This is a genomic window from Streptomyces sp. NPDC043746 (assembly GCF_056436485.1).
Genome location: NZ_JBWKCM010000038.1, coordinates 1 through 11,912, shown reverse-complemented (window position 1 = coordinate 11,912; position 11,912 = coordinate 1). Strand labels below are relative to the sequence as shown.

10 protein-coding genes are annotated in these 11,912 nt (G+C 71.2%); 3 read left to right on the top strand and 7 right to left on the bottom strand.

Going from position 1 to position 11,912, the window contains the following annotated elements:
* Nucleotides 1–123 precede the first annotated feature (123 nt).
* From AC0682_RS28585 to AC0682_RS28565, 5 genes are all read right to left on the bottom strand, one after another.
* The gene (locus tag AC0682_RS28585; RefSeq protein WP_478536026.1) at nucleotides 124–1,467 is read right to left on the bottom strand and encodes a cytochrome P450 family protein; all 1,344 of its coding nucleotides are present in this window, start codon (nucleotides 1,465–1,467) and stop codon (nucleotides 124–126) included.
* Between the two features lie 39 nt (nucleotides 1,468–1,506).
* Complete coding sequence (locus AC0682_RS28580) at nucleotides 1,507–2,679, bottom strand: cytochrome P450 family protein (protein WP_478536024.1); 1,173 nt, start codon at nucleotides 2,677–2,679, stop codon at nucleotides 1,507–1,509.
* Nucleotides 2,680–2,732: 53 nt separating this feature from the next.
* Nucleotides 2,733–3,482, bottom strand: a complete 750-nt coding sequence (locus AC0682_RS28575; protein ID WP_478536023.1) for a response regulator transcription factor — start codon at nucleotides 3,480–3,482, stop codon at nucleotides 2,733–2,735.
* An 83-nt stretch (nucleotides 3,483–3,565) separates the two neighbouring features.
* A complete protein-coding gene (locus tag AC0682_RS28570) occupies nucleotides 3,566–4,786 on the bottom strand; it encodes a sensor histidine kinase (RefSeq protein WP_478536021.1) in 1,221 nt (406 codons plus the stop codon).
* Nucleotides 4,787–5,158: 372 nt separating this feature from the next.
* A complete protein-coding gene (locus tag AC0682_RS28565; protein ID WP_478536020.1) occupies nucleotides 5,159–6,121 on the bottom strand; it encodes a DMT family transporter in 963 nt (320 codons plus the stop codon).
* Between the two features lie 270 nt (nucleotides 6,122–6,391).
* On the opposite strand from AC0682_RS28565, the gene AC0682_RS28560 reads away from it, so the two are divergent.
* Nucleotides 6,392–7,033, top strand: a complete 642-nt coding sequence (locus tag AC0682_RS28560) for a TetR/AcrR family transcriptional regulator (RefSeq protein ID WP_478536019.1) — start codon at nucleotides 6,392–6,394, stop codon at nucleotides 7,031–7,033.
* A gap of 430 nt (nucleotides 7,034–7,463) precedes the next feature.
* Here the strand turns inward: AC0682_RS28560 and AC0682_RS28555 are convergent, their stop codons facing one another.
* Together AC0682_RS28555 and AC0682_RS28550 are read right to left on the bottom strand one after the other, a co-directional pair.
* Nucleotides 7,464–8,582, bottom strand: a complete 1,119-nt coding sequence (locus AC0682_RS28555) for a fatty acid desaturase family protein (protein WP_478536018.1) — start codon at nucleotides 8,580–8,582, stop codon at nucleotides 7,464–7,466.
* Nucleotides 8,583–8,589: 7 nt separating this feature from the next.
* Complete coding sequence (locus tag AC0682_RS28550) at nucleotides 8,590–9,645, bottom strand: ferredoxin reductase (RefSeq protein WP_478536017.1); 1,056 nt, start codon at nucleotides 9,643–9,645, stop codon at nucleotides 8,590–8,592.
* Nucleotides 9,646–9,732: 87 nt separating this feature from the next.
* Here AC0682_RS28550 and AC0682_RS28545 point away from each other — a divergent pair, with 87 nt between their 5' ends.
* On the top strand, nucleotides 9,733–10,872 hold the full coding sequence (locus AC0682_RS28545; protein ID WP_478536015.1) for a PucR family transcriptional regulator: 1,140 nt from the start codon (nucleotides 9,733–9,735) through the stop codon (nucleotides 10,870–10,872).
* 255 nt (nucleotides 10,873–11,127) lie between these two features.
* The gene (locus AC0682_RS28540; RefSeq protein WP_478536014.1) at nucleotides 11,128–11,466 is read left to right on the top strand and encodes a thioredoxin family protein; all 339 of its coding nucleotides are present in this window, start codon (nucleotides 11,128–11,130) and stop codon (nucleotides 11,464–11,466) included.
* Nucleotides 11,467–11,912: the final 446 nt, after the last annotated feature.

Genomic DNA, 11,912 nt, shown 5'->3' with positions numbered 1-11,912 from the left:
GCGGCTGGGGTCGGACGGCTTCCGCCGTGTCCCGGCGTCCTTCTCCCTCGGCCGGTATCCCCGGGGCCCGCTCCCCCGTACGTGCCCCTCACCACCGCACCGGCAGGCTCAGCGGGCCGCGCATCAGGACGCCGGTGCGCCAGCTGAGCGCGGCCGGGTCGGCGGCGAGCCGTAGTTCGGGGCAGCGCTCCAGCAGCGAGCGGAGGGCGGCCTTCGCCTCGATCCGGGCCAGCGGGGCGCCCAAGGGCTGTCCCGCAATCCCTGGCGGGCGCACGACGACAGCTCCGGCGCCTCGCCGCGTTGTCGGAACGCCCGAATACATCCCGTATGCGGACGTCCCTCCGCCGTGCGATGCACCGCATCCGACGCCGCGCGCTGATCCACCAGGGATTGCGGGACAGCCCTCAGGCAGTAGTGGATGCCGTGGCCGAAAGCGAGATGGCCCCGGGCGTCCCGGGTGATGTCGAAGCGGGCGGCGTCCGGGTAGCGGGCCGGGTCCCGGTTGGCGTCCGACATCGCGACGAGGACCAGCTCCCCGCCGCCGGGGATCACCGTGCCGCCGATGTCGATCGGTTCGGTCGTGAAGCGGTACGTCGGTGTCTCGACGGGCCCCTCGAAGCGCAGGATCTCCTCCACCGCCCTGTCGATCAGCCCGAAGTCCGCTCGCAGGAGCGCCAGTTGATCCGGGTGCGTGAGCAGGCTGAGCACGCCGTTGGTGATGAGGTTGACGGTGGTCTCGTGACCGGCGACGAGCAACAGCCAGGCCATGCCTATCAGTTCGTCGGCCAGGAGCCGCTCGCCGTCCTCGTCGGCCGTGTGGATCAGCGCGCTCAGCAGGTCCTCGCCCGGCCGCGCCCGCTTCTCCTGGAGCAGCCCGGCCAGATAGGCGGCCATCGCCCGGGTGGAGGAGGCGCGTTTCGAGACGTCGACGGCGGAGACCGCGTGGTCGGACCACTCGCGGAAGGCCGTGCGGTCCAGGAACGGCACGCCGAGCAGCTCGCAGATGACGTTCATCGGCAGCGGGTAGGACAGCGCCTCGACGAGGTCGGAGCGCCGGTCGGGCGCGGCGAGCATCCGGTCCAGCAGCTCGTCGGTCGTCTCCTGGATGCGCGGGGTGAGTCGCTCCATCCGGCGCGGGGTGAACTCGCGGGCGACGAGTCGGCGCAGCCGGGTGTGGTCGGGGGTGTCGCTGGTGAGCATCGAGGTGCCCGCGGAGACCTTGGTGACGCCGAGCGCCGGTGAGGCGTTGGCCCACTGTTTGGAGAGCCGCTGGTCGGCGAGGAGCGCCCGCCCGGCCTCGTACCCGACGACGAGCCAGGCGTGGCCGCCCTCGGGGATACGGACCCGGTGGACCGGGCCCCTGGCCCGTAACGCGGCGTAGACCGGATACGGGTCGCGGGTGAAGTCGTCACCGAGCGCGGCCAGGTCGACCAGACCCTCGGGGTCCGTGGTTGCTTCGGCGGTCAACGGGTGCTCCTTCGTCACGAGTGGTGGAGACGGGCGGCCCTACCAGCGCACCGGCAGCCGCCGCACCCCGCGCATCAGCAGACCGGGCAGCCACTCCGGCTCGCCGCCCGCCGGGTCGCGGGCCAGCTCCGGGCAGCGCTCCAGCAGCGCCCCGATCGCGATCCGGGCCTCCATGCGGGCGAGCGGGGCGCCCAGGCAGTAGTGCGCCCCGTGGCCGAAGGCCAGATGGCCCTGGGGTGCGCGGCGGATGTCGAAGGTGTCCGGGTCCGTGAACTTCTCCGGGTCCCGGCCGCCCGAGGCGAGGGCGACGAGCACCGGTTCGTCGTACGGGATCACGGTGGAGCCGATGGTGACCTCCTCCCGGGTGAAGCGGAAGGTGGCGGTCTCCACCGGTCCGTCGTACCGCAGCATCTCCTCGACCGCCCCGTCCAGCAGTCCGGGATCGGCGCGGAGCAGGGCGAGTTGGTCCGGGTGGTCGAGCAGGGCCCGCACCCCGTTGGAGATCAGGTTGACCGTGGTCTCATGACCGGCGACGAGCAACACGAAGGCCATGCCGACCAGTTCCTCGCCGGACAGTCCGTCGCCTCCCTCGTCGCGGGTCCTGATCAGGGCGCTCATCAGGTCGTCGCCGGGTGAACTCCGTTTCTCCTCGATGAGCTGGACGAGGTAGGTGCTCATCGCGCCGACCGGGTCGGCCTCCCGCTGGGCCGGGGTGGGGGTGACGATGGCGCTCGACAGGGTGCGGAAGGCGTCCCGGTCGATGTCGGGGACGCCGAGCAGTTCGCAGATGACGGTCATCGGCAGCGGGAAGGCGAGCGCGTCGACCAGGTCGGCGGAACCGGCCGGGACCATCGCGTCGAGCAGTTCGGTGGTGATCCCGGTGACCCGGGGGCGCAGCGCCTCGATGCGGCGGGGCGTGAACTCCCGGGCGACGAGCCTCCGCAGCCGGGTGTGGTGCGGTGCGTCCAGCTCCAGCATGTTGGCGCTGATCGGGTCGACCTCGTCGGCCCAGCGCCCGGTGGCGCGCCAGTCCTTCCCGAACCGCTGGTCGGCGAGGGCCGCGCGGGCCTCCTCGTAACCGACGATGAGCCAGATCCGCTCCATCTGCTCGGTGCGCACCGTGTGCACCGGCCCCTCGGCACGCAGCTTCGCGTAGTACGGGTAGGGGTCCGCCGTGAAGTCCGGCAGTTCCCTCAGATCCAGCATGGCCATCGTCGGTCAGCCCCCCTCTTCCGGTCCGGTCCGCCCGGCACCGCTCGGTCCCCTCAGCGTAGGCGGCCGTCCCTCTCGCCGTCGCTGTCGAGCAGTCCGGCATCGTGGACCAACAGGGCGATCTGGACACGGTTGTTGAGGTCGAGTTTGGCGAGAATTCGTGAGACCTGGGTCTTGACGGTGGCGATGCTGAGATACAGCTCGCCCGCGATCTCGGCGTTGGAGCGTCCGCGCCCGACGGCGACCGCCACCTCCCGCTCCCGCTCGGCCAGTTCCGCGAACCGCCTGCGTGCCCGCTCCCTCCGGGGCATGCGCTCGTCCTGTGCATTGCCCGCTGCCCGGTCCATGAGCTGCCGGGTGACGGCGGGCGAGAGCACCGGGTCCCCGGCGGCGACCCGGCGGACGGAGTCGACGATCTGGGCGGGCGGGGTGTCTTTCAGGACGAAACCCGCCGCTCCGGCGCGGATGGCCCGCAGGACCTGTTCGTCGGCGTGGAAGGTGGTGAGGACGAGGACGTCGGGCGCGTCGGGGCGGCGGCGCAGCCCCTCGGTCGCGGTGAGCCCGTCCATGCCGGGCATCCGGATGTCCATCAGGACGACGTCGGGGCGCAGCCGTCCGACGAGGTCGGCGACCTCGCTGCCGTCCGCGCCCTCGCCCACGATGTCGATGCCCTCGGCCCCGCCGAGCATCAGGGTGAGCCCGGCCCGCACGAGCGGGTCGTCGTCCACGATGAGCAGCCGGACGGGCGGAGTGCGGGAAGGAGGCACGGAGTCCGGAGGGGGCGGTGGCGCCAGGGTGTTCATGACAGCCACCGTAACCAGCGGGCCGTACGCCATCGACACCTCGGCCCCGCCACGCGGGCCTTGTCCGGCTCAGACCGCCCGCCTCACGCCGACGGCCACGGCAGCCGGGCCCGGACCCGGAAGCCGCCGTCCGGTGTGGGGCCGTGCTCCAGGCCGCCCCCGGCGAGGGTGGCGCGTTCGGCGAGGCCGATGAGGCCCTGACCGGAGCCGGGGACCCGTTCGAAGGGTTCGGTGGGGGCCGGGTTCGCCACCTCGACGGTGAGCCCGTCGCCGGGGCCGCCGGTCACGGTGACGGTGACCTCGGTGCCCGGGGCGTGTTTACGGGCGTTGGTCAGGCACTCCTGGGCGATGCGGTACACCGTGCGGCCGGTGGCGGCGGGGGCGTTCGCGGGGGCGGCGACGCGCTGGTCGAGGGTGACCTTCATGCCCGCCCGCCGGGACTCCTCGATCAGCGCGTCCAGGGTGGTGAGGGTGGGCTGCGGCCGCTCGCCCTCGCCGGCGTCCCCGGGGCCGCGCAGCACTCCGATGATCTCCCGTAGGTCCTGGAGCGCCTCGTGGGAGCTGTCCCGGATGACTCCGGCGGCCCGGGCGATCTCGGCGGCGGGGGCGTCGGGCCGGAATTCGAGGGCTCCGGCGTGGACGCTGAGGAGGGTGAGCCGGTGGGCGAGGACGTCGTGCATCTCGCGGGCGATGGCCTCCCGAGCCAGCCGCTGGGCCTGTTCGGCGCGCAGTTCCGCCTCGGCCTCCGCCCGGCGGGCCCGTTCGCGGAGCGTGAGCACGAGCTGGCGCCGGGACCTTACGCCCAGGCCCCAGCTCAGCGCCAGCAGGACCAGCAGCACCCCGAAGAGGACGGAGGCCACGTAACCGGTCTGCGGGTCGGGGCGCACAAGCGGCTGGACGGGCACTGTGGCCAGCGCCGCCGCGCCGACGATCGCCGTCGGCTTGAGCGGGCGGTGGACGGCCAGGCTGAACAGGGCGACCAGCAGGGCGCCGACGGCGACGGGCTCGACGACGGCGACGACGGTCAGGGCCACGGCCAGACCGACGGGCCAGCGCCGCCGCAGCCAGAGCGCGCAGCAGGCCGCCGCACCCGCCACGGAGTCCACGAACACCACCGCGTCGGCCGTGGACTCGTCGGCCTCGACCGCGGCGACGGCGAGCATGCCGATGAAGGCCGCGCAGAGGAAGGCCGTGATGTCGACGACCCAGTCGCGTACGGTCCGCCGGCTGCGGGCCCGGTCGCCGGGCAGCTCGGGGTCGGCCATCGCCGAGGGGAGCAGCCAGCGGTACTCGGTGCGCGTCATATCGACAAACTTATGCAGCCGGGCGGCCGGAACGCGTCCCTCGCGGGGAGGGAGCGACCGAAGTCGCCCGGTCCGCTACTTTCGTCGCTGCGAAGGGGCCGGGTGGCCGACGCGGCGGGAGCGGGACGGCCGCGGGGTTCGGCGTATGAGGACATTCATCGAGGCGGTCGGGTTCCTCATCCTGCTGCAGGGCATCGGAGGGCTGGTCCACGAGTAGACCCGGGGGGGCTGCGGCTGTGGACGCCAGCTCGTCGCATGGACTTCTTCGGTGACCGGGCGCTGTTCGTCAGCGTCGTGCCGATCGTGACGGGGTTCGCGATCATGATCGCGCCGGACGCGGTCCGGAAGAAGCCCTGACCGTGACGCACGCGGTCAGGAAGGGGCGCGACCGCCTCCCCGCGTCCCGGGCCAGCCCCCCTCGTCCACGCTGCGCCGCCCCCACGCGGTGCCCGCCAGGACCAGGACGGCACCGGCCACCCCGAGGACCCCGAGCCGTTCGCCGCCGAGGCCGATCCCGACGGCGGCGGCCCACAGCGGTTCCGTACCGAGCAGCAGGCTGACCCGGGACGGCGAGGTGCGGCGTACGGACCACATCTGCACGAAGAAGGCGAAGAGCGTGCAGAACACGGAGAGGAAGACCAGCCCGGCCCACTCCCTGGGCCCGAAGCCCGTCGCCACGCTCCACGGTGCGGCGCCCGTCCCCGGGAGGGCCACCAGGACGGCGAAGACGGCGACCGCGCTGCCGAGCTGGACGGTGGTCAGGGAGAGCGAGTCGGCCGACCGGACCGCCTTGGTCCGGGCCATCGCCAGGACGTGGACCGTACGGGCGAGGGCGGCGAGCAGCATCAGCAGGTCACCGGCCGAGGGGCTGGTGAAGCCGCCGCCCTGGGTCAGCAGGACCACCCCGGTGACGGAGAGCCCTGCGGCGGCGACGAAGGAGGCCGGGGGCCGGACGCGGGTCACGGCGGCCTCGGCGAGCGGCGTGAAGATCATGGTGAGGCTGATGATCAGCCCTGCGTTGGTGGCCGAGGTGTGGACCACCCCGTACGTCTCCAGCAGGAAGATCCCGCTCAGCACCAGGCCCAGCAGCCCGGCCCCGCGCCACTGCGCCCCGGTCAGCGCCCGCAGTCTGCGCCAACCGGCCACCACCAGGACGGGCAGCACGACCGCGAAGCGCAGGACGAGGACGGCGATGACGGTGTGCGTGGTGGTGATGCCCTTGGCGGCGAGGTAGCTGGCACCCCAGACGGCGGCGACCGCCAGCACGGGCAGATCGGTGAGCCAGGCCCGGCGGGACGTTGCGAGGGCGGGGGCGGGCGCGACGGCAGCGGACACTTCTGGTGCTCCTGGTTCTCCACATCGGGACAGATGGTGGAGACCTCACCGGCTCGCACGCGGAACGATCACGCTACTCGCCGGGCGCGGCGGAAAGGAACACCTGTCTCACGTGCCGGATGCCGCCCGGTCCGCCCGCCGGTATCGCCCGTGGTCAGAGGCGGGGCGCGCGGGTGGGCGGGGCGACGGGGCGGGCGGCAGGTGGTCCGGTGGCGCCCGTGGCCGTCCCTAGAATGACGCCTCGATAACTCTGAGGCACGGAGTGGTCACATGGCGGCAGTACGGCTGGACGGGCGGGTCGAGCGGGGCAACCAGACCCGGCAGCTGGTCCTGGGGCGCGCGGTGCAGATCGCCTCGGTGGAGGGCCTGGAGGGCCTCTCGCTGGGACGGCTGGCGGCCGAGCTGAAGCTCAGCAAGAGCGGGGTGTTCGCCCTCTTCGGGTCGAAGGAGGAACTCCAGCTCGCCACCGTGCGCGCCGCGGTCGCGGTCTACGTCGACCATGTGCTGCGCCCCGCCCGTGCGGTCCCGCCCGGGGTCGGCCGGGTCTGGCGGATGTGCGAGGCGTGGATCGCGTACTCCCGCGACCGGGTCTTCCGGGGCGGCTGCTTCTTCTACGCGGCCACCGCCGAGTTCGACGCCCGCGGCGGCAAGGTGCACGACGCCCTGGCCGCCGCGCAGACCGGCTGGGTCACCTTCGTGGAGGAGACGATCGAGGAGGCGCGGGCGGCGGGCGACCTGGCGGACGACACCGACGTACGGCAGCTGGCCTTCGAGGTGATCGCCTTCCTGGAGCTGGCCAACGCGGAGTCGGTGCTCCAGAACAACAGCCTCGGATACGCCAAGGCGGCCCGGGCGATCCTGGCCCGGCTGCGGTCGGCGGCGACGGAGAGCGCGACGCTGCCCGAGCTCTGAGCTTCCCAGGCTCGGAGCGCGGGTTCGATTTCTCGTCACCCGCTCCATGAAAGAGCCCCAGGCCAGGCGCCCGGGGCCTTCTTGTTGGCCCGGAGCGGAATCCGGATGTCGCCGACCGGCTTCGGTCGCCGGCCGGGCCGGGGTGTACATCAGCTCGAAGAGGGGCCTGCAGCGCCGCCCCCGGCCGTGCTGTACCAGCAACCTGCTCACACCGAGTCATAGCCCACCGCGTCGCCCCTTCTCATCTGCCGTGCGCTCGTCGTGGAACCGGAGAGAAGCTCCCACTCAGTCGCTGTCCGGCGTGCGCTCACCAACCTGTAGGACCTGGGCAGCAGCGGACTTCACTGCCGAGTAGGCCGTCGTGCGGCAGCAGTGACGTCGCCCGAGGGCATGAGGTGCGGCCGGGGAACGCTCACGTACGTCCTCACTGTCAGGCGGTGACGAGGTCCTGCTCACGGTCCGGCGTTCCGACCTCGGGCCGCTTGTTCGGCAGTGCGAGCCGGAAGACCTTGTGCCACGCGGAGAACACCTGCTTGGGCAGCGGGCCGGTGACGTACTCCAGCTCGTACTTCTCGAACAGCGCGCGCACCTTCACCGCGACCTCGGCGTACCGGTTGCTCGGCAGGTCCGGGAACAGGTGGTGCTCGATCTGGTGCGACAGGTTGCCGGTCATGAAGTGCATGGCCTTGCTGCCGCTGATGTTCGCCGAGCCCATCATCTGGCGTAGGTACCACTGGCCGCGCGTCTCGCCCCTGATCGACCGGCGCTCGAAGACCTGTACGCCCTCGGGGAAGTGCCCGCACATGATCACCGAGTGGGTCCAGAGGTTGCGGACCAGGTTCGCGGTGAACGTGGCGGCGAGCGTGGGGAGGAACGACGGGCCCGACAGCAGCGGGTGGATCACGTAGTCCTTGAGCACCTGCTTACGGATCTTGCGGCCGACGGCCCTGGCCCGCGCGCGGAACTCCGGGTTCTTGCGGCGGCGCTTGTGCAGGTTCTTGCCGAGCTCCAGGTCGTATGCCGCGATGCCGTACTCGAAGAAGCAGGCGTTGAGGAAGTTCCACAGCGGCTGGCCGAGGTGGAAGGGGTGCCACTTCTGGTCTTCGTCGACGCGCATGATGCCGTAACCGAGGTCGTTGTCCTTGCCGATCACGTTGGTGTACGTGTGGTGCAGCTCGTTGTGCGAGTGCTTCCACTGATCGGACGGTGAGACGTGGTCCCACTCCCAGGTGGTGGAGTGAATCTTCGGGTCCCGCATCCAGTCCCACTGGCCGTGCAGGACGTTGTGGCCGATCTCCATGTTGTCCATGATCTTCGCCACGGACAGCCCGGCGGTGCCGATCAGCCACGCGGGCGGGAAGATCGAGAACAGCAGCACACCCCTGCTGACCAGCTCCAGCTTGCGCTGCGCCGCGATGACCCGGCGGATGTAGGCGGCGTCCTTCTCGCCTCGGTCGGCGATCACCTCGTCGCGGATGGCGTCCAGCTCGCGGCCCAGCTCCTCGATCTGGTCCGCGGTCAGGTGGTCGGTGGGGTCGATGGCGGTCAAGGTGCTCCTACCGTTCGATGTCGCAGGGGCCCGCCGCGGCGGACACACAGGTCTGGATGAGGACGCCCGGCTCGGCCTCGGTGATCTCGCCGGTACGCAGATCGCGGACAGCGCCGGCCTTGAGCGGCGTGACGCAGCCGAAGCAGATGCCCATACGGCACCCGGAGGGCATGAGCACGCCGGCCTCTTCGCCGATGTCCAGCAACGGCGTGGCGCCGTCAGCGTCGACGGTCTTGCCGGTGGCGCTGAACGTGACCTCGCCGCCCTCGCCGGCGACGATGGTGCCGACGCGGAACCGTTCGGTGTGCAGGCGTGCTCGGACGCCCTGTTCGGTCCAGTGCTCCTCGGCGGCGTCGAGCAGACCTGCGGGCCCGCAGGCCCAGGTCTCGCGCTCGGCCCAGTCGGGCACGAGTTCCTGGAGACGGGCGATGTCGAGCTTGCCGTCGGTGTCGGTGTGCACCTCGGTGAGCCGAAGCTTCCTGTCCACGACCAGGCTGTGCAGTTCCTTGCGGAAGATCACGTCCTGAGGCTGTGGCGCACAGTGGACCATGACGACGTCGTCGAGTTCGGTGTCGCGCAGCATGCCCATCACGGGCGTGATGCCGCTGCCGGCCGTCAGGTAGAGCACCTTGGCGGGCTTGGCCCGCGGCAGGACGAAGTCACCGGTCGCCTGGTCGAGCTGGATCAGCGTGCCCGGTTTCGCCCTGCGGACCAGGTGATTGCTGACCTTGCCGTCCGGGATCGCCTTCACGGTGATCGTGATGCGGCCGTCCTGGCGGTTCGTCGGCGAGGTGATGGAGTAGGCACGCCACAGGCGCACTCCGTCGACGTCAACCCCGATCCTCACGTACTGGCCGGCTGTGTGGCCGCGCCAGCCCCGCCCCGGCCTGATCACGACAGTCGCGGCGTCATCGGTCTCGGAGTGCACGGCCTCGACGCGCCCACACAGGTCAGCGCCCGCACGCAGCGGGCTGACCAGGTCGAGGTAGTCCGACGGCAGCAACGGCGTCGTGACCATCTCCAGTAGTTTCCACGCCCCACTGCGGAGGGCTCCACTCGTCATGACTCCAGCTTGCTGCGCCTCCAGGCGTAAAGTCCTGACCACAGGACGTAAATCTGGTCGGCTGAATTGTTCGCAGGGAACAAAAAGATGAGCTATGCAATGCGGAGGGCCAGCGAACTGGCCCTGGATGAGACGACGGTCACCGCGCTTCGGGCGGCACTGAAGACCACCGCCGACGAAGTCGTCCAGGCGATCATCGACGAGGTTCCCCCCTACGCCCATGCCTTGTCGGGCCGCATGGGCGCCACCATCCGCAGAGCCGTCCGCACCGCCCTGGGGCACTACCTGGACCTTGCGAGCGGGAACGCCACAGGCGGCGACGCCGGGGACGCCGCCTACGAGCTGGGCCGCGGCGAGGTGCGCGACGGCCGTTCGATGGATGCCCTGCTCAGCGCCTACCGCGTCGGCGCCCGGGTCGCCTGGCGATGTCTGGCAGCGGGGGCCGTACCCGCGGGTCTGCCCGCCGCCGAGGTCGCGAAGTTCGCCGAGCTGACCTTCGCCTATATCGACGAGCTCTCCGCCGCGAGTGCCGCGGGCCACGCCGACGAACTGGCCGCCCGGGGCAGAGCCCACGAGCGCCACCTGGAACACCTGGCCCGCGACCTCCTCGCCGGTGCGAGCCCGGACGTGCTGCTGGCCTCCGGCCAACGGGCCAGGTGGCAGCCTCCGGTTTCGCTGACCGCCGTCCTGCTGCCCGCCGCCCAGGCCCGGCCTGCCTACCGGACACTCGACCCGAGCACCCTCGTCCTCGACGACCTGCCGGATGCCACAGGTGTGCTCCTCGTCCCCGATGCCGACCGTTCACGTCTCCTACGGCAGCTGACCGACCGCGCCGCCGTGGTCGGCCCGGCCCGTCCATGGACCCACGCATCCGCCTCGTACGCACGAGCCCTGCGCGCGCGCTCCCTTTCCTCCGACATTCGCGACACCGAGGACCACCTGCCCGACCTGGTGCTCAGCGCCGACGCGGACGCGTTCGCAGACCTGCGCACCCGAGCCCTCGCACCGTTGCGGACCCTGCCTGCCGCAACCGCACGACGGCTGGAGGAGACGTTGCGGGCGTGGCTGCTGCACCAGGGCAGACGGGACGAGGTCGCTGCGGCGTTGTTCGTCCATCCCCAGACGGTCCGATACCGGATGTCGCAGCTCCGGGAGCTGTTTCCCGACCTCGCATCACCACACCGGGTCCTTGAACTGACGCTGGCGGTCGGCCTCCGGGTCAGCTGACGCGTCACCCGTCTACCGCCGCGCCCGCGAGCGTCCGGATATCGTGCTCGTTCCCGGTGCCGAGCCGCTATGACCTGGGAAACGGCTTTCCGGTCGTCGTGGCAAGGGGCCGGCCACTCGTCCCACGGGCACCGCCGTCCCGCGGCGGCCCGTACCTTCCTCCTGGCAGCCGGTCGGACGACCGGCCAGGGCCCACCTGGCACACCGCGCGAGGGAGGATGGGATGGAGTACGAAACCCGAGGTCAGGAGCCCCCATGACAAAACTCGTTCACCGACCTCGAGAGGACGCGGAGTTCGATTTCATCCTCCGGAGAAGCGAGGTTCCGGTTCTCGCATACTTCACCGGGGCATGGCCCAAGGCAATCGAGCCCTGTCGGGTGATGGATGTCGTCGTGGGCGACATCGCCGCAGCCTACGCGGGCCGCCTGACGGTCGTCCGCACCGACATCACGCGTTGCCCGGCGGCAACCGAGCGATACGGGATCACCGGAGCCCCGTCCTGCCTCCTGCTGAAGGAGGGAGCGGCGATGGCGCACGGCACGGGGCCTATGACCATCGATGAGGTACGGCAGTTCCTGGACGGTCACCTCTGAGCGGCCGCCGCGGCACCCGGACCGCCGCTTCCCGTCGCGTTCGAAACGGACGCGGGCGGTCGGCAGCCCGTCTCCCGCCTCACCGCCGCAGGGCGGTTCGAGGCCGTGCGCGAGACCGCGGAGCCGCTGATTCCCAGGATTTGGGGCACATCCCATTCGGCGAATACGAGACCAACCACTACCGCGAAACCACGAAACCCCAGGTCACACTCACGACCTAGAGTCTCGATCAAACCCGGAACGGTTCACGGGGCTGGTGGTGGTCCCATGACGTCCGATTCCCGCCGGTTTCCCGGCCTCCGGGCGACTTTGCTGGAACCCGTCGCCGGATCGGCGGCGCTTCCCGAAGGCAAGGAACTTCCCAATCGTGTTGTCAAGCCGCTCCCGTGACGGGAGGTGAAGTGTGAAAGCACTCTCCGTCACGGATCATCGCCCACAGGACGTTG

What these genes read in the sequence shown, in the direction of transcription:
- AC0682_RS28580 (WP_478536024.1), bottom strand. Translation starts at nt 2,679, where the DNA reads ATGGCCATGCTGGATCTGAGGGAACTGCCGGACTTCACGGCGGACCCC.
- AC0682_RS28575 (WP_478536023.1), bottom strand. Translation starts at nt 3,482, where the DNA reads ATGAACACCCTGGCGCCACCGCCCCCTCCGGACTCCGTGCCTCCTTCC.
- AC0682_RS28570 (WP_478536021.1), bottom strand. Translation starts at nt 4,786, where the DNA reads ATGACGCGCACCGAGTACCGCTGGCTGCTCCCCTCGGCGATGGCCGAC.
- AC0682_RS28560 (WP_478536019.1), top strand. Translation starts at nt 6,392, where the DNA reads ATGGCGGCAGTACGGCTGGACGGGCGGGTCGAGCGGGGCAACCAGACC.
- AC0682_RS28550 (WP_478536017.1), bottom strand. Translation starts at nt 9,645, where the DNA reads ATGACGAGTGGAGCCCTCCGCAGTGGGGCGTGGAAACTACTGGAGATG.
- AC0682_RS28545 (WP_478536015.1), top strand. Translation starts at nt 9,733, where the DNA reads ATGAGCTATGCAATGCGGAGGGCCAGCGAACTGGCCCTGGATGAGACG.
- AC0682_RS28540 (WP_478536014.1), top strand. Translation starts at nt 11,128, where the DNA reads ATGACAAAACTCGTTCACCGACCTCGAGAGGACGCGGAGTTCGATTTC.